The sequence below is a fragment of the Bacillus sp. L_1B0_5 genome, assembly GCF_000836715.1.
Classification (GTDB): Bacteria; Bacillota; Bacilli; order Bacillales; family Bacillaceae_G; genus Bacillus_A; species Bacillus_A thuringiensis_S.
Genome location: NZ_JXIS01000019.1, coordinates 69922 through 95212 on the forward strand (window position 1 = coordinate 69922; position 25291 = coordinate 95212).

A 25291-nucleotide genomic window follows, 5' to 3' on the forward strand; every position below is an offset into this window, starting at 1 on the left:
CCCATTCGTATGAAATATAATTTTCATACGAATGGGTTTTCACTCTATTATATAGTGTTGTAAACATGCCTTCTCCTCAAATCCTACTTTCTTGTACAATTTCATCGCACGATCATTATTCGTATTCAAACATAATTCTATCTCCTTCATTCCTTGGAAGGAAATAATATACTGAATTGCCTTTTGTAATAACCGCTCTCCGACACCTTTTCTTCTACTATTTTCAGCGGTTGCAATAAATTCGATATTCGCTTCTTGAAACTCTGGATTTACTTCCACATATACATAACCTTCTAACTTATCATTCTTCATACTTACAAATAATTTATTCGTCTTACTTAAACGTTCAATAATTTCGTTTCCGTCATAATACGTATTAGAAAACACATGATTGTGTAAAGCGATAAACTGCTCAAACACTTGTGGTAAAGCCTCTTCTACATTACATATAATACGGTGCTCCACAATATTATTTAAAACGAGAATACTATGTCGACCTTGTTCTTTTGCATGTAAATTTCTCATTAAACGGGCACAATTATTATTTTCCACATGATAAAAACCATAAAATCTCTCAATATGAAAAGGCACCTTTTCTATAAGTTCCTTCCACATATGTAAAGCAACTTCTTCCCAATTCTCTGCGATAATAAACGGTCCCCATATCTCTGCACATTTCTTTACTTCATCCACATCAAATCCTAATAAACCTATTAAATTATTATTCTCATAAGTAGCAACAAAAGATTGTTCCCAGCCTATATCTGAAAAATCATGAATAATTGTCTGTAACAACTCCTCTTTCTCATCTCCACAATAGCCAACATGATGAGTAGCATCTTTATTCATATTCGCAATAAATGCTGCCACCTCTTCAATTTTCAAAATAGAACTGATATACATAACCTCTCCTCCTTCACTAATATATTCACACCTTTTACATTTATCTCCTTCTAAAAAAGACATCACCATAAGCATATTTCAAAATGAAATCGCCATGATAATGTCTTCTCAAAAACTCGTATAATCATCTTACGTTATAATAAGATAAAACGTTTTTTTATTTCTTAAATAATCTCTTTCTAAATACAAACATACTCAGTGCTGAAAGAACTAACGCTATGCCTGAAAGTAATGTTGATGTATTCTCTTGTCCACCTGTTGCTCCTAATGATTTCTTACTTTCTTCTTGCTTATTAACAGCTGGTTTATTTTCTTTCACAACTTGATTATTCACGTTTTGTTCTTGGACTACTGCTGATTGATTTACCGCGTCTTTTGAACCTTCAATTTCTTTTCCTGTTTCTTTTACCTCCGCTTTCGATCCTTCAACTCCTGTTGTTGGCTCGTCCACTTCCTCTTTCGCTTCTTCAACTTCTTTCGTTGGCTCTTTTACTTCCTCTTTCACTTCTTTTACCGGTTCTTTCACTTCTTCTTTTGTTTCTTCAACTTCTTTTACCGGTTCTTTTACTTCTTCTTTTGTTTCTTCAACTTCTTTTACCGGTTCTTTTACTTCTTCTTTCGTTTCTTCAACTTCTTTTGTTGGCTCTTTTACTTCTTCTTTCGCTTCTTCAACTTCTTTTGTTGGCTCTTTTACTTCTTCTTTCGCTTCTTCAACTTCTTTTGTTGGTTCTGTCACTTCTTCTTTTTTAACTATATTTTGGATTACCGTTCCGTTAAAACTTATGCTAATTTCATCAGAATCTAAATCAAATTTATACACCTTTTCACCTGGGGTACTCCATTTTATTACTCCGTTATTAAACGTCCCTCCCTCACTTGCCAATTGAATATTTTCAATACTTTCTCCCTCTAAATCATATACAGGAACTTGAATTTCTTCGTTTATTTTTACATCATTTAAAATGATATTTTGTCTTCCCACGTCAATTGTAAACCACTGACCTAATTGTATTAACGGCCTTACATCACGAATCTCATTTCCAGCTAAATTTAAGCTAAATAAGTTTAGCATGGAACCAATAACCGTTACATCTTTAATATGATTGTCCGCAAGATTTAACCACTGTAAATTTTCCAATGAAGATAGTGGTGTTATATCTTCAATTTGATTATGAGATACATTCACATTATTCAATTGTTTCAAGTTTGAGATGAACTCAATATTTTTCAGACCTACTCCTTCTAAAGTGAGTTTTTCTAAGTTCGTCATGTATTCTAAACCTGTTATATCTTTTATCTCATTTCCTTTTTCTTTAAATATCTCTAATTTTTTAATCTGTAATAAATCTTCTTTTGTGATAGGAGCGTTTACATTCTCTCTACCTAAATTCTCTTTATTAATATGTTGTTGTAAAGTTTTATCGAGAATTACATTTTGACTTTCTTTTTGTTTTTCAACTATATTCTGTATAACCGTGCCATTAAATCTTATTTTACTTTCAGTAGAATTAGTATCTAGTTTAAATTCATATATTTTTTCTCCAGGACTATTCCATTTTATAAATCCGTTATTCAGAGTAGCCCCCTCACTTTGTAGATTAATATTTTGAAGTGGCTCTCCTTTAAGGTTGTATACTGGGATTTTTATTTCTTCATCTACACTTGCTTCATTTAAAAAGATTTTTTGTCTTTGAATGTCAATTGAAATTCGCTTACCTAATTCCTCAACAGGCCTTACGTCAAAAATTTCATTTGCTCCAAGATTTATCTCATGTAAATTTGTTAAAGTGCTCAACGGCGATATATCAGAGATATAATTCTCTTCTAAATTCAGCACTTGTAAATTTCCTAATTGAGATAGTGATGATATATCTTTTATTTCACTATCAGAAATTTCTAGTTCAATAAGATTACTCATTTTACTAATAGATTCAACATTATTAATTTTATTGTTCCCTATCCATAATAGTTCCACATTATTTAATCGATCAATTCCCGTAAGATCACTGATTTGATTATTTGCTAAGTATAATTGTTTCATAGTTGATAATGTAAATAATGGCTGGATATCTTTAATGTTATTACCGATTAAATCTAATGTTTTAATTTTTTTCATTTTACTTAATGGTGTAAGATCAGAAATTTTATTATCTCTTAAAAAAAGCATATTAATATTCTCTAACTGCTCAATTGGGTGAATACTTTCAATTGAATTAGACGTTAAATCAACGTACTTCAAACCTCTCAATTTCGAGATGGCTGATATGTCTTTTACATTAGACTCTCGTAACGTCAACTTCTCTAAGTTTGTCATATACTCTAAACCAGTTATTTCAGTTATTCCTTTGCCTGAATAAATGGATAATGTTTTAATTTGTAATAAATCTTTCTTTGTGATTGGCGCATCTACATTATCTCTATTTAAGTTATATTTATTAATATATTTTTGTAATTGCTTATCTAATATTACATTTCCGTTTTCATCTTGTCGCTCCTCTTTATTTTCCTTTTGTTTTTCTGGAACATTGTTCTCTAAATTCAATGTATTTACTTCAAACTGTACTTGGTACTTATTATCATAGGCCATTGTTGGAATATAAACATGCATTCGCATATTATACCTTTTTCCTAATTCCCCTACTTCAAACTGAATCACTTTCGTTCCATTTTTCTTTTTATCTTCTGATATTACTTTCACATCATGAAACACACCTGGAGTATGAATATCCTCTGTTTTCAAGTATTGAAAGAAATCACTATCACTTAATGTTGCTGTTACAATTTTCTTTCCATTCTCAATTGTTAATTTCGGATCCTTTATATAAACAGCTGCCATAGACTCTTCATTCGTTTTATCTTTATACGCTTTAATAACAGCGTCATATGTACCATCTTCTAAACCTTGTCCCGTTTTATTCGTCTCAATTGCTACTGCCGCTAAAGCAGGTGTCGAATACACAGCAAACGGAAGTGATAACGTCGCCGCTATAATCATTGCATTTATACGTTTTCTTTTATTTTGTTTCAACTTTACATCTCCTCCGAAATATATAATTCGAAATGTAATCATTTCTCGAATAAATGATAATGATTTTCATTATCATTGTCAATTAAAAAAATAAAAAGTTTACAAAAAAAGAACCTCTTTAAAAGAGGTTATGCCATTTTCTCACCTGATTCTTCTCTAAAAAAGCTTTTCATCGCATGAAATACGTCTGCTTTTTGCTTTAAAATATAGTATCTAAAGTTTTCATCTTTAATATTTTTATAGGCTGACATGAGTGTACTATGGCGGTTGTACTGGTTCACTTCCCCATACCCAAACATATTACACTTCTTCATTAATTCTTCCACAAGCTTTACACATCTAGCATTATCTGATGTTAAATTATCACCATCTGAAAAATGGAATGGATAAATATTATAGCGATCTGGTGAATATTTATTATCGATTAGCTCGAGTGCTTTTTTGTATACGGAGGAGCAGATTGTTCCACCACTTTCTCCTTTTGAAAAGAATTCTTCTTCTGTAACGACTTTCGCTTCTGTATGATGAGCAATAAATTCAATATCAACTGTTTCATACTTTGTGCGTAAAAATCTTGTCATCCAGAAAAAGAAGCTACGTGCCATATACTTCTCCCACATTCCCATCGATCCACTCGTATCCATCATCGCTAACACAACAGCCTTTGAATCTGGCTTTAATACTTCATTCCAAGTGCGGAACTTTAAATCTTCTTGATGAATTGGATGGAAAGATGCTTTACCACGCATCGCATTTCGTTTATATGCAGATATCATTGTTCGTTTCTTATCGATATTTCCCCACAATCCTGTTTTTCTAATGTCATTAAATTCAACATGTTCAATCCGGTTTTCATCTATTTCTTTTCTCTTTAAATTAGGCAGCTCTAACTCTCTGAAAAACGCCTGCTCTAATTCTAAAATAGAGACTTCAGCTTCATAGTAATCTTCCCCAGCTGCATCTCCTGCTCCTTGCCCTTTTCCTGGCCCTTTTTGTTTTTGACCACCTGATCCATCTCTCGCAACGACATCACCAACTTTGCTGTCACCGTTTCCTTGCCCAACATGTTTATTTTTATCATAATTGTATCTAATCTTATATTCATCTAGAGAACGAATTGGTATTTTTACAACATCCTTGCCATTAGACATAACTATACTTTCTTCTGTTACAAGATCGGGTAAATTATTCTTAATTGCCTCTTGTACTTTTTCTTGATGGCGCTGTTGGTCGTCATATCCTTTGCGATGGAGGGACCAGTTTTCCTGTGAAATCGTATAATTTGGTTGATTTTCTTCGCCCATTCCTTTCCCTCCTTACTGTAATTGTCTTCCTGTATGAACAGCAAGCTACAAATTTTGTTCTGTAATGTGCAAGCTAGAATATTTGAAAGGTAACTGCCCATAGAAAATCATCCCATAAACATTTATAACGTTTTTCATACAATACCCCGAGCATCCTAAACAAAATTTTGCCACTCACATAATAGAAAGAAATATTCAGCCACTGATAAGAAAGAAACACAATGCATTGTTGCACACATTTTTACTTTGCAACATATTGTATTGTGTTGGCTTTTTTCGTATGAATGGTTGGTTACTCTATCATATGCATATTGTAAAAATAATTGACAATAAATTCATGAAATTGCATCTTAATTTATTACATTTGGACAAGGTATGACACTTTACACACATATGAACGGATAATAAAACGCTGTCCCGCAAAATACAAGAGACAGCGTTTTGTTATCAAACTATCGGTTTAACAAGCTACCTACATAGCGTAGTAATTCATTTGCTGAAGAAGAATTATAGCCATGCTCATCAATTAAACGCGCAACAACATCATTGATTTTCTTAAGCTGATTTTCGTCCGGTGTTTTCGTTGATGTTGTAATTTTCACTATATCTTTTAAATCAGCAAATAGTTTTTTCTGAATCGCTTCACGAAGACGTTCATGTGAATTATAATCAAAGCGTTTTCCTTTACGGGCATAAGCAGAAATGCGAATTAAAATCTCTTCACGGAATGCTTTCTTAGCATTTTCTGAAATTCCAATTTGCTCTTCAATTGAGCGCATTAATTTTTCATCTGGACTCATTTCTTCCCCTGTTAACGGATCACGTAATTTCGATTTATTGCAGTACGCCTCGACGTTATCTAAGTAATTATCCATAAGCGTCTTAGCTGATTCTTCATATGAATAAACAAACGCTTTTTGTACTTCTTTCTTCGCGATTTCATCGTATTCTTTTCTCGCCAATGAGATGAAATTCATATAACGCTCACGGTCTTCATTACTAATCGATGGATGCTGATCCAGCCCATCTTTTAAAGATCTAAGTACATCTAACGCGTTAATAGATGGTACCTCTTTTCGAATGATTGTAGACGAAATTCGGTTAATGACATAACGAGGATCAATACCCTTCATACCTTCATCTTGATATTCGCGTTGTAATTCTTCTACATCAATCGCATTATAACCTTCTACCGTTTCTCCATCATACAAACGCATCTTTTTAATTAAATCAATATCCGGACGCTTCGGATCTTTTAAACGAGTTAAAATAGTGAACATTGCTGCAACGCGAAGTGTGTGTGGTGCAATGTGAACATTCGACACATCACTTTCACGAATCATTTTTTCATAAATATGTTCTTCTTCACTTACTCGTAAATTATAAGGAACTGGCATTACAATAATTCTTGAGTGCAATGCTTCATTTTTCTTATTTGCTATAAATGAGCGATACTCTGTTTCATTTGTATGCGCTACAATTAATTCATCTGCTGAAATAAGCGCAAATCTTCCCGCTTTGAAATTCCCTTCTTGCGTAAGCGATAATAAGTGCCATAAAAACTTCTCATCGCATTTTAACATCTCTTGGAACTCCATCATTCCTCGGTTTGCCTTATTTAATTCTCCATCAAATCGATACGCACGCGGATCTGATTCTGAACCATATTCTGCAATCGTAGAAAAGTCCAGACTACCTGTTAAATCTGCAATATCCTGTGATTTTGGATCAGACGGGCTAAATGTACCAATCCCTGTACGGCGATCTTCAGAGAAGAAAATACGCTCTACAACTACATCCTCAATTCTTGATCCGTATTCTTGCTCTAAACGCATGACATTTAGTGGTGATAAATTCCCTTCAATTCTAACTCCATACTCATCAAAGAAATCATCTCGTAAATGATGTGGAATTAAATGCAGTGGATCCTCATGCATTGGGCATCCTTTAATTGCAAAAATTGCTCCGCGATCTGTTCTTGAATATGTTTCTAATCCTCGTTTCAACATCGTAACTAACGTTGATTTCCCTCCACTAACAGGACCCATTAATAATAAAATTCTTTTTCTAACATCTAATCGTTTTGCAGATGGATGAAAATATTCTTCTACAAGACGTTCTAGAGCATCCTCTAATCCAAAGAGCTGATTACTAAAGAAGTTATACTTTCTTCTACCATCAACTTCTTCAATTCCGGCATCTTTTATCATATTGTAAATGCGAGAGTGTGCTGTTTGAGCCACCCATGGTCTTTCTTTCACAAGCTCCAAATACTCCGCAAACGTACCTTCCCATTGTAAACGTTCTTCTGCTGCTCGATGCTGTTCAATCTTTTTTAGAATATCCATTATAGCTCCTCCCCCATCTCCTTGTTCAATCGGATTATTATAAAAGGTATGCTAGGATGTCCTTAAACATTCTTTAAATCAAAACGAAATATATAATAGCACGCTAAAATTCTCTCCAAAATTCAAAGAAAATTCTGTATAATATAGGTATTAACGTTTTTACACTGCTATTCATTATAAATAAATTCTTTTCTTCTAAGAACCTTACATACATTTTGGGTAATAAATAAAACTCGTGAACCGAAAAAAGTAAGGAGGATATTAGTATGAAATTATTATTAATTTTAGGTGTATCACTCACATTTCTTACCGCTATTTTTACATCCGGTTACAATGACAAACCAGGTACACATAAAAAATGATGTGCTTTTAGCACATCATTTTTTTATGCATTATTTATAATACATATTTTCTATATCATATTTGGATAGTGGTCGGCTATAATAATAACCTTGTACAAGCTTCACATTCTTTTCTTTCAAAAACTGTATTTGCTCCTTTTTTTCTACTCCCTCTGCAATTACATTCAATTCTAAAGTATGAGCTAAATGAATAATTGCAGCTGTAATATTCGTATCACGTTCATCTATATGTATACCTTCCATAAAAGAACGATCAATTTTTAAAGTATCAATTGGATATGTTTTTAAGTAACTTAAAGATGAATAGCCTGTTCCAAAATCATCTAAATGAATCTTTAAATTTTGTTCTTTTAATTGTAGTAACACTCTCTTCGATATATCTTTATGTATAAGAGCTCCTTCTGTAACCTCTATCGCTAATAAATGAGCTGGTACATTGTACTTATTTAAAGCCCGTGTAATCATCTCTATTAATGTAATAGAGCGAAAGTGTCTAGCTGAAATATTAACTGCAATTGGGACCACTTCATATCCTTTATTTAACCATTCGCGCAGTTGCTGACACACTTGATTTACTACCCATTCATCGAGCTTAATAATAAATCCTGTTCTTTCTGCCAACGGAATAAATTGGTTTGGAGAAACAAATCCTAATTCCTTATTCTCCCACCTTATTAAAGCTTCCATACTAGCTATTTTTTTCGTTTCAATATTAATTTGTGGCTGATAATATAAGAAAAACTCGTTTTTTTCTATAGCACGATGTAACTGGTTTTCTATTATAAACCTTTGTTCACGCTCACAGTCTAATCCACTACAATAAAAATGATAATGTCCTTTTCCTTTTTCTTTTGCTTTTTCTAAAGCAGCATCGACCCTCTGAAATAGTATTTTTTCATCTTCTCCATCTGCTGGAGCCATTACAATTCCAATTGACGCACTTAAATATACATCTTCTTCCTCGATTACGAAATATTCACTAATATTTTTCAGTATGCTTTTTGCAACTTCCTCTACACATTCTTTCGTTATATTTTCTATTAACATAACAAATTGATCATCGTGTTCTCTAAATAAGTGCATACCTTCTATTTTTAGATTGCTTAAACATTCTGTAACTTTTTGTAATACTTTATCTCCCTCTTTATGACCAAATGTATCATTAATACGATGAAACTCATCTAAATCTATAAATACAAGCGCAAAATTTATACTCTCATTTAAAAAAGTATTTAACTTATTTGCACATGAAATTCTATTCATTAATCCCGTTAACTGGTCATAGTAAGCTAAATATTCTGTTCGCATTTCGTTTAATACTTGCCTTGTAACATCTCTCGTAACAATATAAACTCCAACAATTTCACCGTTCACAATAATCGGGATAGTTCTCAAAGAAATATATAGCTCGTACCCTTCTTTATGAATATATTTCTTTGAAACAATTTGTTTTGCTTTTCCTTGCATTGATCCCTTAAATATAATTTGAAAATCTTTTTCATATTCTTTATTAATGAATTCAAAAATAAATTTATTATTTAATTCCTCATATCGGTATCCAAATATTTCATACGTTGCCGGGTTTGCATATGTAACTCTCCCTATAGAATCTATAGATATAATTGAGTCATTATTATATTCCAGTAACGACTTAAATAACATTTGTTTTTCCTCTATCTCTGTCTTCTCCTCAATTTGAGCTGTAATATCTCTTGTAATACAAATAACAAATTGACATATTCCTTCTTCATCGCAGACAGGATTAAGTGAAGATTCATAATGTATCTCACCTTTTGGTAATTTGACTACATCACAAAAAGTGTGTGCTTTTGCTTCTCTCACTACTTTTTCATATTGCCTTTGCAATATCCCCGCTATATCTTTTGGTAATACTTCTGCAAAAGTTTTTCCATAGCACTCTTCGCTTAACCTAGCATAATCCATTCCTATTTTATTCACATACATATATTTAAACGTTTCATCATCAATAACTTTCAATATAAATACTAAATCTTGAATAGCATGTAATAACCCTTGTCTAATTAAATCCATATCTATCATACTTAAAAAGGTATTTTGATTACTATATTCTTCCTTCATATTTATCTCAACCCGTCTTATCTATTTTTAATCATATATCCCATTCTATATGATTATGTCCTCTCTTTTAAATGTATGATTACATATTATTTTTATTTTATAAAAAAAAGTCGCCATATGGCGACTTTTAATAAACGATTTCTAAATCTAATCCAGGGTAATTTTGTTGACGGAATGCTTCATAAATTAAAATTGCTGCTGTATTAGATAAATTTAATGAACGTACTTTATCTGTCATTGGAATACGTAAACAATGATCAAAGTTTTCTTCGATTACATTAGCTGGTAAGCCGTTTGTTTCTCTTCCAAATACAAAATAGTAATCCTTCTCGCGCTTGCTATAGTCAAACGCTGTATGAGCTTTCTCGCCATACTTCGTTAAATAGAAGAATTCACCATCTTTATTTTTTTCATAAAATTCTTCAATTGAATCATAATACGTAATTTTCACGTGCTGCCAATAATCTAATCCGGCACGCTTTAACATTTTATCATCCGTTGAAAATCCAAGCGGTCTAATCAAATGTAATTCTGTTCCAGTTGCTGCACAAGTACGAGCAATATTCCCTGTATTTGCTGGAATTTCTGGCTGATATAAAACAACATGTACTCCCACGCGATATTCACCTCTGTTTTTTGTCTACTACGTATTATACCACTTGAGCGAAAAATCTCTACCCATTAATAATATGAAAGAATTTATATTTCATTTGTGGTGTATATTTACTAGAGTCTTCATAGTTCCAATAACGTCGACGGCTATTCGCTGAATGTGCATTTACAAGCGGCATACCATCTGCATCTTTTGCTACTACAATCGTCGTATGATTCCATCTTCCGTCATCCTCGAAATCATAAGCAATAACATCTCCAAGAATAAGTTCTTCTGGCCTCTCTACCGCCTCTGCTCGAAGTCCTGTTGTAGCACCTGACAAATACCAATAAAAAGAATGTGCAACAGCCCAGCTCCAACTCCACTGATTCTCCCTTTGCCACCATCCTTTACGAATATTAGGATATCCGTTCATAGGTACTTCTCCAGTATGAAGACATTGAGAAATGAAATTCGTACAATTATCAGGGAAATTACGATACATAGGATTTCGGTCATCCCACCAACGCTCTGCATATTTCACTGCCTCTAAACGATTATATTGATAAGAACCGTACTTCTCTTTCGTAATTTCCCTTTCTAATGTCTCACCCATTCTAATTTCTTCTGACACTTCAATATCATAATCGCTTATAATCCGACTATTATTTAAACAAACTCTTCGTTTTAATTGTTCCTCTTCAATATAAAATAATTCTTTATGCTTAATTAAATATTTAAAATGTATTTGATAATCAATTTCTTGATGGTCATTACTATTTAATTGCCTAATGAAAGAAACATCCGCAGTTGCTTTCACTATATGTGCACTACGCCTTTGAAACAATTGTTTCTTTCTCTGTGCCATTTGTAGTAAATCCTCAGCAATACCATCCACGTCTGTTCGTTTCTCTGTGATATATGCTAAAAACTGTTGTACTTGCTTTTCAATATTCATTTTTACAGCCATTTCGTTTCCCTCCCATATTACAATATGAAAAAGGGAAATATTATCTACTCTTTTTTCTGTGCTAACAATTCAAGCCCGCGATTCATTTCATGAAGCACTTCTTCATCTTTCTCACGTTCCATCGCTTTTTCAATCGCTTCGCCTACTCCATCTCCGCCAATTTTCCCAAGTGCCCATGCTGCCGTTCCACGCAATACCGGTCTTGGGTCATCTTTCATAACACCAATTAAATCAGGAATTGCCGATGCTTCTTTAAAATGTGCTAATGCTAAAATCGCATTTCTTTGCAGTGGCTTTTTCCCTCTCCATGACCCTGACATAATCCCATATTTCTCTTTAAAATCACGATTACTAATTGTTAAAAGTGGCGTTAATAATGGTTTAACTAGCTCAGGATCCGGCTCCATCTCAGGATGATTATGAAAATCCATTCCTTTATTTTTCGGACAAACAGTCTGACACGTATCACATCCATATATACGATTTCCTATTTTATCGCGATATTCTTCAGGTAGGAATCCTTTCGTCTGTGTTAAAAACGCAATGCACTTCTTCGAATCTAACTGTCCCCCCTGTATTAAAGCACCTGTAGGACAAATATCGATACATTTCGTACAGCCCCCGCATTGATCTTCTATCGGCTTATCTGGCGGGAATGGAACATTTGTAATCATTTCCCCTAAGTATACGTAAGAACCAAATTCAGGTGTAATAATAGCACAGTTTTTCCCACTCCAGCCAATGCCTGCACGCTCTGATACAGCTCGATCACTTAATTCACCTGTATCAACCATGGACTTCACTTCTATATCTGGAAGTTTTTCAATTAAATATGCTTCTAATTTTTGCAAACGATCTCGTAAAACAAGATGATAATCTTGTCCCCAAGAAGCACGGCAAAAAATTCCACGGCGTTCTCCACGCTTACTTAATGGTGCATTTTTTAATTTTGAAGGATATGCTAAAGCAATCGCAATAATTGATTTAGCACCCGGTAATAAAAGTTGCGGATTCGTTCTCTTCTCTATATCAGGCTCTTCAAATCCAGATTGATAATTTAATTGTTGTTGCTGGATTAAGCGCTGCTTTAATTCCTCAAAAGGAGAAGCACTTGCAAAGCCTATTTTATCTATACCAATTGTTTTACTATACGCAATTACATCTTGCTTTAATTGTTCAAAATCCACTCTTAATCGCCTCCTCAGATGAATCCATCCCTTATGTAACGACTCTATTGGTTAGTAATTCACTTTTGGAATACTATTATTTACTTCTATTTTCGCATGTAATTATATTTTTCAAACATTAAAAAACGCAATGCCTCGTTTATCTCGGAAACGAAACACTGCGTTGATCACAATTTATAGAAAAACATTTAATAAAATTTGGAGCGGGTGAAGAGAATCGAACTCTCGACCAGAGCTTGGAAGGCTCTTGTTTTACCACTAAACTACACCCGCAAATATGAATTACATATAAGATATTAGAATAACTTATGTAAAGTAGTATAGCATGTTAAAAAAATAGAGGCAAGAATTTTATCGAAAAAAGTCGAAAAAGTGATGAGAGACCTCATCACTTTTTCAATTCCTTATCAATTGCCTTCTTCATACTATCGAAATCAGGGTTTGCAAGATTTCCGTTTACATATACTGAAGGAGCACCTTGAACTTTTAATTTTTGAGCACGATCTGAGTCTTTACGTACTTTTTCTGTAATTTCTTTACTGTGTAAATCTTTCTTAAATTGCGCTACATCAACTTTTGGAAGTTTCTCTTTCACAATGCTAAGAAGCAAATCTTCTGTAATCCATTCTTCCGTATCTTTCTTTTGATTTTGATAAATTTCATCATAGAAGATCCAGAATGAATCTTTATCTTGTTTATAAATTGCTTCACCAGCTGCTGCACCTAAATCCGAGTCTTTTCCGATAAATGGGAAGTTAATAAAATATAACTGCACTTTACCTTTATCAATATACTCTTCCTTTAATCGAGGTAATACGGTTACATCCCAAGTACGGCAAGCAGGACATTTGAAATCTCCAAATTCAACTACCTTAACCGGAGCATCATCTTTCCCTAAAGATTGTTGCGTAGAATAAGCAAACATCTCATTCCCTTTATCTTTTTTGTCATTTATGATGCTATACGCAATTGTTCCGATTACAATCAATACTGCGATAGAAAAAACTACCCCAAGAGCCATGAGTTTATTTGATTTCATATACATTCCTCTTTAAATTCATATTCTGTATACAGCATTGTACACAATACACATAATATCAACACTTATATACGTCACGCAATGAACACGCTCACATAAATTACAAAAATACAATATTTGTGACGATATTGTGTCACAAATTGTCACAAATTATTCAAAAAAAGAAGCTCCTCTGTAGGAACTTCTCTTAACTTACTGCTTTTTTACGCGCACTATTTAACATCGACTGCTCTATTTTTATATCATGACGAATTACTAATTTCTCACTAACTGCTTGAACATACTCATCATGGCTTATATAGCCTTCTTTCTCCATTAATCTCAAAACGACATTTCGTCTCTCTACTGCTTTATCATAATTTTGGGCAGGTGAGTAATAAGCAGGTGCTTTTACTACAGCAGCCATCATCGCACTTTCAGCCAACGTTAATTGGTTCACCTTTTTACCGAAGTAAAGGTTTGCTGCTTTTTCAATTCCCCATGCTCCTTCACCATAATAAATGTTACTTACATATAATTTTAAAATTTCATCCTTCGTAAATGTGCGTTCAATTTTTTTCGTATAAAAAATCTCTTTCCACTTACGAGAAAATGTACGTTCATTCGTTAAAAAAGCATTTTTAGATAGCTGTTGTGTAATCGTGCTTCCTCCTTGCACGACACCACCAGCCTTTATATTCTCAACAGAGGCCCTAATAATTGCTATATAATCTAAACCGTTATGATGATAAAATCTTTTATCTTCTGTCGCAATAAATGCATGTGTTAATGATTCTGGCACCTCTAACTTAGCCGGTACATGTAATTTACTAATATCACTTTGCTCGATCATTACATTTCCAATGAATAATAACGTACAACTTAACAATAATAATAATATAATGGCTTTATAAAAAAGTTTAGTCATTGGATTTAATGCAACTTTTTGATGATAGTTCACCCTAGATAATACTCGTTCTTTCATCTTGAACACCTCTTTTCCACACAGCGTATAACTCTTACTTTAAGAATACCTTGTTGTAAAAAAATATCCCATCGATTTCTCTTACACGTACCTTACATCATTGTAAGGTATAAAGTGAAACTTTACTCAGCCCTCACCAATCACGTTCCCGGCAAATAGCGGGGTAAAAAAGTATTGTATCACAGTCCTTTTTTATCTACTATTCATCTGAAATATTGAATGTAGATTATGTTAATGCACGAATAACCAATCACAGAGTAAGCCTTAAGGCTATTATATTTTCACTTTATACTTTAATTATATCATCTACAAATATATGTACTTTTGAGTATCTAGTAATCTTAATGTATATAACATATACATTATACAGAACAAACGTTCTTGAAATCAATACTAACACTATTATTATTTTGACCTTTTTCTTAAACAATATACAAAAAAGAGTAGTGATTTGAATGTATCTCAAATCAGCCACTCTTTTCTTTACACTCTTCCTATTAAATTATATGGCTGCACTTCCCACGTTTCATATGGAATACAATGTGTTGCTCTCATTGCATCAAGTGTTCTAGATTTCATATGAGGACGCGTTATATACTCATCTATGTTCTCTTCATTTAAAGCAACAAATTTAGCCTCTTGTATTTCTTCAGGTTGAATTGTTATTTCGCCACTCACATATGCTACTTTGAAAACAACAGCCAGAATGTGCATAGAGGCATTATAATAAACCCCGGTAATTCCGATAGGCTTCACCGTTAACCCTGTTTCCTCTTTTATTTCCCTACAGACAGCTTGATCGAGTGCTTCTCCTTCTTCTACCTGTCCTCCTGGCATTTCCCACGTATCAGCTCGCCAGTGTACCTTTGTTAATAACACTTCATTTTTTTCATTTGTTAAATAACCTGCTACGGCAACTATATGCTTTGGTGTCTTATGTTCCATACTAAGCCTCCTAGAAATAATGGTTATTTCATATATCCCTATAAGCATATTCCCTATCTACAACAAAATACCTTTAATAATTCATCACCTTAATTAACTTCATAAAAAAAGCCCCTATTCGTTAAACGAATAGGGGCTTTCATCGTATTACTCTCCTAAGTCTACGTTGTGGTAAACTTGTTGTACATCTTCTAAATCTTCTAATGCATCAACCATTTTCTCAAATTGTACTTGAGCATCTTCAGGAAGTGTAACATCACTTTGTGCAAGCATTGTTAATTCTGCAACTGTAAATTCTTCAACGCCAGCACCTTTAAGTGCAGATTGTACTGAATGGAATTGATCTGGTTCAGCATACACGATAACAGCATCTTCTTCTTCTAGAATGTCACGTGCATCTACATCTGCCTCCATTAAAATTTCAAGAACTTCATCTGATGTTTTACCTTCAAGGCCGATAACAGCTGTCGCATCAAACATGTAAGCTACAGAACCGTTTACACCCATGTTACCACTGTTTTTGCTAAATGCAGCTCGTACATCTGCTGCAGTACGGTTTACGTTATTTGTAAGTGTATCTACAATAACCATAGCTCCATTTGGTCCAAATCCTTCATAACGAAGCTCGTCATAATTTTCCTCTGAACCGCCTTTTGCTTTTTCAACTGCACGATCAATAATTGTTCTTGGTACATTGTATGTTTTCGCACGTTCTAATACGACTCTAAGCGCTTGGTTTGATTCTGGATCTGGCTCGCCTTGTTTTGCCGCCACATAAATTTCACGTCCAAATTTCGCGTATATACGGCTTGTATTTGCATCTTTTGATGCTTTTTTGTCTTTAATATTGTTCCATTTACGGCCCATACTTTCCACTCTCTTTCTCGTTTTAAATCTACATAAAAATATTAATATGAAATATAATGTGTGTTCAACACATTTTTAAAAGAAATATAAAAAGTTCATTTTTGATTCATATTACAGACATAATATAAATCACTATCATTTTGTTCTTTCGACAAGTTATATTATACATGAATTCCTAAGTTTATTACGAATTTTAGCATCACATAATATAATTTAACAAAAAAGACTCTAACATTTCTGTTAGAGTCTTTTTATATTGCTGATAACAATTTCCATAATATTCCTACAATTACTTTCTATTGTTGTATAATTAAAATAGGAAAAAATTCGAAGGGGAAATGGGGGAGAATTATGACACATTCAAACGAAAAAAACACACATACTCTTAAAGGAATAGGAGAAAAGTTAAACCCAACTATCTATCAAGTAAGATTCATGAAATTAGATGAACCAATCCAATTTGAGGCGTTTCCTGAATTGAAGGAATTAGGGGATTGGTTAAGTACTTCAATGCAAATGTGGGCGTGCCACTCAACAATGTATAAGTACAACAGAGAAGAGTTTAAAAAGAAGTTTTTAGAAATTACAAACTTAACCGTTGATAATGTACTAATATCTACTGGTGGTGTCGGATTTAACTTCATGTCACCGGGGTGGAGAAATTCTCTCTAGAGTGCTCGAAGGGAATATTGTAGAATACCGCAATTAAAAAGATAAAATTGAATGTTTGTTTTTATCCTTTTAATGTTTCACAGTTTACTCACCGTACACTTTTTGCGCTTATTTTGTCATGTAATGAAAAGAAAACACAAAAAAACTCTATACTAATTGTATAGAGTTTTTTTACGACGTTCATGATACCGATGGTCGGGGTCGAACCGACACTCCCGAAGGAACACGATTTTGAGTCGTAGATAAGTATTTGTAAGCCGCCTAATATGCGGGATATTATCGAAGTATTCAGCGCTAATTGTACCGCAGTTGCTTTTCCGTTCAAATCGTTACACACGATTATTTATTATTAAATTCATTGTACTATATCACGCTAAAGATCGCAATTAGAAAAAAAAGCTTCCTTATTATATAGCGATATAATTTTCATGCTCGTTTACTTTCTTACGCTACACTAAACATCATATAACGCATATGGGCGTATAAAACTGTTCATCACATTAAATCTAATCGCCTAGAATTGCGTCTCTCGGTATCGTAGTTTTCGAATATAGTTAATACAAAGAAAAGGCGACGCCGTTTTTAAGCATCGCCAGTCCTTCCGATAACTATTAATATCCTCGTGCTCGCTCCATTGATCGTTGTTTATGTCGAAGTCTAACGTCGATTTTGTCCACTAGTTGATCCGCTAACGTATCGATGTCGCGATCATCGCGAATGCTAACGTCGCTTAAATTAACATTCACGGTCGTATTACCGCCTGTGCCTCTGTTACTTTTAGCGCCGAATAAATCATGACCGACGCTCGGACGACTCGCCGTCTCTAGCGCTTTGAATAAATTCGCCTGCTGCGCTTGTGTTAAGACCATTTCGTTTTTGAGTAGACGCACATCTACTTCGTCGAATTTCGGTCGGTGCGCAGCTAGTCCGTATGGAGAGCCGCCATTATGATACTTCGGCTTTTTCATAGTCTGCGATAATGTACCGCCGTTATGACGTTTTTCCCTACTAGAGAATATTTCCGATACTGTACGCGTTACCGATTCCATTACACGAATATGTAGCGGCTTTGTTTCGGCTTTGGTCGCCTCTTTCTTAACTGCGTCTAGTTCTCGTTTAGCTTGTGAAGCGTCCATGTTAAGATTCTTTTGTACTTCTCGTCGCATTTCCTCTTCGATTGTCATGTTTTTATTCTGCGCGTCGGAAATATCACCTTTTGTCTTCTTCGTGTTTTCTTTCTGCGCTGCTTTATCGGCTTCGGCGTTCTTCTTCTTGAAGTCTTCCGTATCACCCTTCGTCTTCTTCGTATTTTCTTTAGATCCTTTTTTATCCGCTTCGGCATTCTTTTTATCGAAATCGGACGTGTCGCCTTTCGTCTTTTTAACGGCTTCTTTTTCCGACTTCTCTTGAAGTTCGTCGGCTTTCTTCTTCTCTTCGTCGATATTCGTTTTAACCTTTTTATCGGTCGGCTTTTCTAGTGCGTCATTCATTAATTCGATAGATTCCGTAGTTTCATCGACACCTTGTTTATATGATGCGTGATTCTCTTTAGCCTGATCGATTGCCGACTTCGCTTCCTTTAGCTTCTCGACTTGCTTCGACGCAGATTCGTATTGTTGTTCCTGTTCTTTGCTTAAACCTTCACCTGATTTTTTCTGTTTATCTAATTCAGATAGTACGTTTTGTTCGGCGCTTAGTCTCTCGTTAACTTTCCCTGACAATTCGCCAACTGCGCCCGTAATTCCTACGGCTGCCGCATGTTCTTCGATAACTGCATTCGTAGTTTTCTCGCTTAGTTGTAAACGTTGCTGCGCTGCATTCATTTGACCTTTTAGCTCTGTTCCCGCAGCTTTATTTACGGCTAATTCCGTATTTGCTGCCGTTAACGTTTCTCGCTTACGTGCTAGATATTGGCTCGCGTTCTCTATCTGTCGCTCGTCCCCACGTTCTACGGCGTCATTATACTCTCGTCGTGCTTTATCATAGCCTTTTTGTGCGTCCGCTTGATTTTTAACAAGTCCTGCGCGATCTTTTAACGCTTCGTTATAATTCTTCGAAGCCTCGACCATATCTTCTAAATCTTTTTTCTGATTAATCATAAGTTGAGTTTGTTGTAACTCTAGTTCAATGCGCTGCATTTCTTTATAAGAATCGCCTAACTTTCTAGCCTCGTCAGAAGTTTTAGCGATTGCATTTCCTTTTTTGTCGAAGGCTTGTTCTGTCGCGGGTGCTTTTGCTATGATCTCCGCGTTAACTTCTAGATATTCGTTTAATTCCTCTTTTGTAGCGCCTGATTTTTTACCTAACTGCTCGTACTCATTGATAAGTTTTTGCTTAGAATCGCCTTCTTCCGCCTTGTGAATCTCGGTAGTTAGATCGCGATAGCGTAACATTTCATCCGTGGTTAGATTAATTTTCTTCTTTAACGCGTCGTGTCTGTCCGCTAATTGGTACATTCCGTCGGCTTGCTCTCCCAATGACTTATAAGCGTCTAACGATACTTCTTTGTACTCTCGTGCGGATCCTGAAGCCTTCATAAGTACAGTCGTTAATGCGCCAACCGCTAATGATACACCCGCGATCCATGCCGTAGCAGGATTTGAAATAAGCGTAGCGCCTAGTAATCGCATTGCAGTCGTTATTTTTCCTATGTTGTTATAAACCAATACTGCGCCCGCTGCGAATGCCGCTGCTGCTAGCCCACCCGCTAAAAATGCAGGATCTAATTGTGCCAGTCCGCCAACTAGCGCCGCTGCGCCTTGTGCTACCGCAGTAAATGCAGGTAATAGCGATTGTCCTAGATTGATCGCCAGCCCTTCAGCCGCAGACTTTAATTGATTCCATGCGCCTAATAACGTCTCTTGTTGAATACGTGCGACACGTTCCGCAGTTCCGCCCGATTCTTCTAACGTTGTTTTGTATTGTTGTAATGCGGGTTGTCCTTGTGCTAATAATGCGAGGAAACCTGCGCTTGCTTCCGTACCTACTAATTGAGCCGCAGTAACAGTTTTTTGTGCGTCCGTCATTCCGTCCATTTTTGAACTAATATGACCGATTAATTCGGGAAGTGGTTTAAATTGCCCGTTCGCATCTACTACGGAAATTCCTAGTTTTTCGAATGCCTTTTGCGTTTGTCCTGTCGGATTCGCTAACGATAGTAACGCCGCACGTAAGCTAGTGCCGGCTTGGCTTCCTTGTATGCCCGCGTCGGACATTTTCGCTACTGCCGTCGCGGCATCGGTAATATCCCACCCTAAGGACTTTGCTACTGGCGCCACATATTTCATAGCCATGCCCAGTTGACTCATATCAGTGTTCGCAGTAGTGAAGGTTTTCGTTAGAACGTCCGCCGCTTTTCCTGTATCAGTAGCGGCAATTCCAAACCCCGTCATTATATTACTCGATATGTCAGCGGCAGTACCTAAATCGATCGCACCTGCTGCGGCTAGGTTTAATACTGCGGGCATCGCGTTAATACTGTCTTGTGCTTTAAATCCCGCTAACGATAGGAAGGCGAGTCCGTCCGCCGCTTGTGAGGCGCTAAACTGCGTCGTAGCACCTAAATGCTTCGCCGTATTTTCTAATTGTTTAAATTCGGAATCTGTCGCGCCGCTGATCGCTTTAACCTTCGCCATACTTTGTTCGAAGTTTGCCGCAGCTTTTACGGAAGCTCCGACCGACGCCACGATAGCAACCCCCGCTACTGCTGATGCTTTACCTAATGCTGACATACCATCCGATGTATTTTTAGAACTCTTTGAAGTTTGTTGCATTTGTGTTTGTGCTTCTTGCATTCCTCGTTTGAATTGCGCATTATCGAGGACGAGTTTCGCTTTTATTTCTCCTGCATTTGCCATTCGATCACGACCCTTTTTTCGTTTTTATGTAAGACAAAAAGACACCACTCAATTGAGTAGCGTCTTTCGCCGTTTCGTTATACTTATTTGTAAGCCTAGTTGGTAATCTAGGACGCAAGCCCTATGATTTTAGCGTGTGCCGCTTCTTGTAGTAATTCTAGCGTGTACTCGCCTACTAACATTCCGCGCATGTAATCGCCTGTCTTGCCTAAGAACGTGTGAGCGAATTCACGCGTTTGTAGTGGGCGGATAGATAAGCGATTCGCATCGATCACGAAGATCTCGTCGCTTCGTAAGTTGTTGTTAAGAACGATTTCCGCATTACCGAAGTCAGATACGAAGTGATCTACTACGTTTCCGCGTCCGTTATCTTCGCGAGATAATCTAATTAGAGCATTGTCAAACGCCGAGATTGCGATCTTTTGCGTAGCTCCTACGATAATCTTATAGTTACCGCTAGCAGTAGAACCGCTTTTCTCGAAGATAGCACGGAATGCTTCGACTAAATGCTCGTCTGAAATTGCCGCACCGTCGGCTTTAATTACGTTTGTTTGAATGAATGAATGAACGAACACCACGCATCATACGTGTATTGCCTCTCTCGTAACGAACACCGTTAATGACTGCTTTTTCTAGTTGTAACGCTAACTCTAGCTGCTTCTTTTGCTTCTCCATTTCGTATGCATCATTGATACCGTATTGAGCGATCGCTTGCGCCGTACCCGTCAACTCTACAGAATCGTCGAAGATTTGCGTGATATTAGAAACACGCTTACGTGGCTTGTAACGGGAGTCGCGAGCGTCCGCGCCTTCCGCACCCTCTACGAACATGAATTCTACAGTTTCGTCTGCCTCGTGCGCTTCCGCCTCTGTTCCCGCATATCCACGAACTACCGTTAACTTTTTAGATCCTTCTACTTTAGTGACTAGAATTAATTCCTCACCGATTCGGATCACTTGTTTAGGTCGGAATGCGTCTGTTTCTTCCACATCGATAAATTTCATGCCAGCCGTTAAAGCTCTCGTTAACGTACTTCCTTGATCGAACATTTCATCTTCGAACCAAACGTGCTCTACGTTCGTAACTGCTTGTCCGAAACCTAACAGATTTAACATAGGTGTTTGAAGTGGATTTAATAATAAAAACTCGTCTGTTACGGATTCTTTTACACCGATAAGATTATTAGAATATGTTTCTGTCATTTTATTTCCTCCTTGTAATTAGAAAAAGTCACCTGATTAATAGGTGACTTGACATTTTAAACTATTTATTTTTAAATCTTGCGGGTACTTGCCTATATTTTACAATGTTGTACCAGTCCTGATCCGATGGGTGTTCGGGAATATCCCCAATACCTGTGACGCCTAGTAGGATGTGTGTTTCGCCCTTACGTTTTCTAAGTTTTTCATTCAGATGCTCACGCACCCACATATGGTCGTCTTCTATACGGAGTATTTCTTGGATTGCATCATAGTAATCCGCTAATCCTTGTTGCGCTTTTTGTCTAAGGGGATCCACTTTCTCCCTACGCACCGTTGGTACAACATTGTTACGCCAGTCACCCACGAGATCGTCGAGGGTAATTGTTCCCGATAGATTCGCGATGGCGTATTCATGTGCCTTACTGTGTTCCCCTTCGGCAACTTTTACCGCAGCTTGTGCCTTTTCGATATTATCTAGTGCTCTCTGCTTCTCGGTGCTGACGTCCTCGCCCGAGAATTCTCGTTGTAGAGTTGTCTCGTATGCCTTTGTAGCAACCGTTACTTTTTCTTTTGCAGCTTGTACCTTTTCTTGATATGTTGCGATAAATTCGTTCGCTTCCTTGTCTTGAACCCTGAATTTATTGTATAGATCCCACTTCATATTTTGCGCCCCCCTAGTTTCGTTTGTAATTTCATCGATAAGTTATTTAGTCCGCTCGCGATCTTTAGTAGAACTGCTATTAATATCTTTTCCACTCTGTTCGGATCTTTAATCTTTTTTGGTAGTGTCGCAGGATCTACCAAGTTATATAGGTCGATTAACGTATCACGTACCATCTTTGTCTCGAATAAGCGCTTAGTTTCGCATGTTTCTTCGGCAGATGTGATATGACCTGATAACCTACTATCGCCCAATGTCGATATATATACGTATTCCGTAGATGTCATAACGTCAATAACTTTATCGCATTCATAGCCGCTTTCTGTAACATACTCACGATATCTTTCGTTAAGGTTCGTGATATCCTCTTCGGCTTGTAGGTACTCATTAACGCGTTGACCATCGACGTATAAGACTGTTAGGAAGAACTTCTTTCCATGTAGTTCGTGGCAATTCGAAACTAAAAGTTTTTCGTGATTGCTCATTATAACCGCTCCTTTAATCGTTTTTTGAGATCCGCTGCAATCACTTCATTCGATCCCGCTTGTGCTTCAAGTAGGAAAACGTTATGCTCACCGATGAGATCAACGAGTGATTCGTAATGCGTATACTTCATTTCATGTATTCCCCTTGTCCAATTGAATACAGTCGCTTGCGATACGTTTAACATCTTCGCTAGTTGATGTTGTGTGATTCTCGATAATTGCAGGAATAATAGTAATACTTTAGGATTCATTCTTTTAGCTCCCTGTCATTGATTAGTTTTACTTTTAAAAAAAATGATCCGCCGTTACGCTATCGTGCAGGAAGGCGAATACGTAACGGTAGATCTTCGAAGAATTACTATCATAAGGTGGCGTCTGGCAAACGCCCAAAAGAGAGGTAACAAGGGGAAAGTTCCTGTCACCTAATAACTTCACATGTCCTTATCATTTCTAATTCGGGAATCGGAAGAATTAGTACGTTTAGAGCGATCATTGTCTTTACTCCTTCATACTATATGTACCCCTAATTGACCTAATATTGTACTAGCAATCTAATTTTTTATTATTTTTATTCGCCGTTTAACGCCTGACGCATAGCCTTCGATTTTCCTACCCTAGTGTTTTGGCACATTGCGCATCGCGGGATGTGACCGCCACGACCATTCCTATGAAACCGATCTAGCGGTAGTATTTCGCCGCAGTCTCTACACTCGCGGTGATATGTAAGTTCTCCGTTAACTTCGATTGGAATTAGCGTTGTAAATGCGTATGTAGTCCTTGTCGCTCCATTACATGGTTTACATCGTGTTTGTTTTCCGTCGGGCGTTCTCGCGTGATTGTGGAAATCCTCTAGGCATTTAACTTTTCTGCAATATGAACATTGTTTTTTATTTCTCATTTTCTTACCTCCGAATTTTTGTTTTAGTCGTCTACTATTCGCATACTCAACCATGATCGATCCCTCTTTCTTCATATAATTCGATTAAATCGTTATGCCTTCGCCTTCTCTTCGTTCTCTATTCGCCTTCATATGATCAGGCATTCGCTTCATATCGCGCATATCGTGATCTTTTAATTCCGCACATAGCTTCGTATATCTCTCGTTTGCTGACGTGAATCGAGATAATAGGACACTTTTTTCTAGCGGTTGTAACGGAAGGTAGCGATTAGAAAAACCTTTTCCGCGTGATGTGACTTTAATTAGTCCGACGTCTTTTAACGTTTTGATGTAACCTTTTATCGCGTTGGGCTTCTTATTCATTTGTAATGCAAGTTGACTTTGCGTAGGATAGGCGCATCCATCGTCTTCGTTGAAATATTCAATTAGGATCATATAAAGCATTAGTGTCGCTTCCCTGACGCCGTAGTCCGATAAGAATAAGTAATTTCTTAGATCACTAGGGATACGAGTCCAACGAATACCGTCGCCAAAATTTCCCTTGTTGAATGTCGGCTGCGCTGCGTATTTTTTTAGTATTTCCGATGCTGATTCGATTTTCTTTTTCTTGTTGTCCTGCATTCTTAATCTCTCCTTATGACGTGGTATCTTTCCGAATACTACTAAGTATCGTGCCGAATACTACTAGGTATCTTTCCGAATACCAGTTAGGTATCTTTCCGAATACGTAATATATCTTTAAATAAATCTTTAAAATAGAACTTTAAAATATATCTCTGCTTCGAATTCAAAAACCGAATTCTTACAGTTACGCATATAAGGTAGTAAGTAATTTAATAGCGAAGAGAATTTATATAATATATCCCCGCCGTCGTGTTATGCGTTTGTTGCTGACGCTTGTGCTTT

At 36.2% G+C, this 25291-nt stretch carries 21 protein-coding genes and 1 tRNA gene; 1 reads left to right on the forward strand and 21 read right to left on the reverse strand.

All coding sequences use genetic code 11. The features are described 5' to 3' along the window. Nucleotides 1-39: 39 nt before the first annotated feature. The 13 genes from RT27_RS06285 to RT27_RS06345 form a co-directional block, all read right to left on the reverse strand. Nucleotides 40-903, reverse strand: a complete 864-nt coding sequence (locus RT27_RS06285; RefSeq protein WP_043935553.1) for a GNAT family N-acetyltransferase — start codon at nt 901-903, stop codon at nt 40-42. Nucleotides 904-1060: 157 nt separating this feature from the next. Next, a complete protein-coding gene (locus tag RT27_RS06290) occupies nt 1061-3931 on the reverse strand; it encodes a leucine-rich repeat domain-containing protein (RefSeq protein ID WP_043935554.1) in 2871 nt (956 codons plus the stop codon). A gap of 128 nt (nt 3932-4059) precedes the next feature. Beyond that, complete coding sequence (gene yhbH / locus RT27_RS06295; protein ID WP_000503516.1) at nt 4060-5235, reverse strand: sporulation protein YhbH; 1176 nt, start codon at nt 5233-5235, stop codon at nt 4060-4062. Nucleotides 5236-5687: 452 nt separating this feature from the next. Further along, nucleotides 5688-7583: a PrkA family serine protein kinase gene (locus RT27_RS06300; protein WP_000353273.1), complete on the reverse strand. Its 1896-nt coding sequence runs from the start codon at nt 7581-7583 to the stop codon at nt 5688-5690. Nucleotides 7584-7975: 392 nt separating this feature from the next. Continuing rightward, nucleotides 7976-10045, reverse strand: coding sequence for a GGDEF domain-containing phosphodiesterase (locus RT27_RS06305; protein WP_043935555.1), 2070 nt, complete (start codon nt 10043-10045; stop codon nt 7976-7978). A gap of 127 nt (nt 10046-10172) precedes the next feature. Continuing rightward, nucleotides 10173-10661 carry a tRNA (uridine(34)/cytosine(34)/5-carboxymethylaminomethyluridine(34)-2'-O)-methyltransferase TrmL gene (trmL, locus tag RT27_RS06310; protein ID WP_000538147.1) on the reverse strand — a complete coding sequence of 163 codons (489 nt, stop codon included), beginning with the start codon at nt 10659-10661 and terminating at the stop codon, nt 10173-10175. Between the two features lie 58 nt (nt 10662-10719). Beyond that, the gene (locus tag RT27_RS06315) at nt 10720-11607 is read right to left on the reverse strand and encodes an amidase domain-containing protein (protein ID WP_016083610.1); all 888 of its coding nucleotides are present in this window, start codon (nt 11605-11607) and stop codon (nt 10720-10722) included. Between the two features lie 44 nt (nt 11608-11651). Continuing rightward, nucleotides 11652-12794 (reverse strand): tRNA epoxyqueuosine(34) reductase QueG, encoded by a 1143-nt coding sequence (queG, locus tag RT27_RS06320; RefSeq protein ID WP_000345209.1) that lies wholly within the window; start codon nt 12792-12794, stop codon nt 11652-11654. A 199-nt stretch (nt 12795-12993) separates the two neighbouring features. Further along, a tRNA-Gly gene (locus RT27_RS06325) sits at nt 12994-13067 on the reverse strand. Between the two features lie 115 nt (nt 13068-13182). Further along, nucleotides 13183-13833 (reverse strand): thioredoxin domain-containing protein, encoded by a 651-nt coding sequence (locus RT27_RS06330; protein ID WP_016083611.1) that lies wholly within the window; start codon nt 13831-13833, stop codon nt 13183-13185. 187 nt (nt 13834-14020) lie between these two features. Continuing rightward, entirely contained in the window at nt 14021-14797 is a 777-nt protein-coding gene (locus RT27_RS06335) for a transglycosylase domain-containing protein (RefSeq protein ID WP_000664718.1), read from the reverse strand. Nucleotides 14798-15280: 483 nt separating this feature from the next. Then, the gene (locus RT27_RS06340) at nt 15281-15742 is read right to left on the reverse strand and encodes an NUDIX hydrolase (protein ID WP_043935558.1); all 462 of its coding nucleotides are present in this window, start codon (nt 15740-15742) and stop codon (nt 15281-15283) included. A 147-nt stretch (nt 15743-15889) separates the two neighbouring features. Further along, entirely contained in the window at nt 15890-16609 is a 720-nt protein-coding gene (locus tag RT27_RS06345) for a YebC/PmpR family DNA-binding transcriptional regulator (RefSeq protein WP_000532949.1), read from the reverse strand. Nucleotides 16610-16960: 351 nt separating this feature from the next. Here RT27_RS06345 and RT27_RS06350 point away from each other — a divergent pair, with 351 nt between their 5' ends. Further along, nucleotides 16961-17281 carry a DUF3884 family protein gene (locus RT27_RS06350; protein ID WP_043935559.1) on the forward strand — a complete coding sequence of 107 codons (321 nt, stop codon included), beginning with the start codon at nt 16961-16963 and terminating at the stop codon, nt 17279-17281. Nucleotides 17282-17892: 611 nt separating this feature from the next. On the opposite strand, the gene RT27_RS06355 is transcribed toward RT27_RS06350, so the two are convergent. The 8 genes from RT27_RS06355 to RT27_RS06385 all read right to left on the reverse strand — a co-directional run bounded on the left by RT27_RS06355 (nt 17893) and on the right by RT27_RS06385 (nt 24829). Beyond that, nucleotides 17893-21138: a phage tail tape measure protein gene (locus RT27_RS06355; RefSeq protein WP_043935560.1), complete on the reverse strand. Its 3246-nt coding sequence runs from the start codon at nt 21136-21138 to the stop codon at nt 17893-17895. A 107-nt stretch (nt 21139-21245) separates the two neighbouring features. Beyond that, on the reverse strand, nt 21246-21716 hold the full coding sequence (locus RT27_RS35695; protein ID WP_346725542.1) for a DUF5309 family protein: 471 nt from the start codon (nt 21714-21716) through the stop codon (nt 21246-21248). Then, complete coding sequence (locus RT27_RS35700; RefSeq protein WP_231583601.1) at nt 21676-22341, reverse strand: DUF5309 family protein; 666 nt, start codon at nt 22339-22341, stop codon at nt 21676-21678. The genes RT27_RS35695 and RT27_RS35700 overlap by 41 nt, the downstream gene beginning before the upstream one ends. A gap of 61 nt (nt 22342-22402) precedes the next feature. Next, nucleotides 22403-23002, reverse strand: a complete 600-nt coding sequence (locus RT27_RS06365) for a hypothetical protein (protein WP_043935561.1) — start codon at nt 23000-23002, stop codon at nt 22403-22405. After that, nucleotides 22999-23289 carry a hypothetical protein gene (locus tag RT27_RS35705; RefSeq protein WP_231577674.1) on the reverse strand — a complete coding sequence of 97 codons (291 nt, stop codon included), beginning with the start codon at nt 23287-23289 and terminating at the stop codon, nt 22999-23001. The genes RT27_RS06365 and RT27_RS35705 overlap by 4 nt, the downstream gene beginning before the upstream one ends. Nucleotides 23290-23486: 197 nt before the next feature. Further along, nucleotides 23487-23738, reverse strand: coding sequence for a helix-turn-helix domain-containing protein (locus tag RT27_RS06375; RefSeq protein ID WP_043935563.1), 252 nt, complete (start codon nt 23736-23738; stop codon nt 23487-23489). Nucleotides 23739-24055: 317 nt separating this feature from the next. Then, entirely contained in the window at nt 24056-24439 is a 384-nt protein-coding gene (locus RT27_RS06380; RefSeq protein ID WP_052497689.1) for a hypothetical protein, read from the reverse strand. 30 nt (nt 24440-24469) lie between these two features. Continuing rightward, nucleotides 24470-24829 carry a helix-turn-helix domain-containing protein gene (locus RT27_RS06385; RefSeq protein ID WP_231583602.1) on the reverse strand — a complete coding sequence of 120 codons (360 nt, stop codon included), beginning with the start codon at nt 24827-24829 and terminating at the stop codon, nt 24470-24472. Nucleotides 24830-25291: the final 462 nt, after the last annotated feature.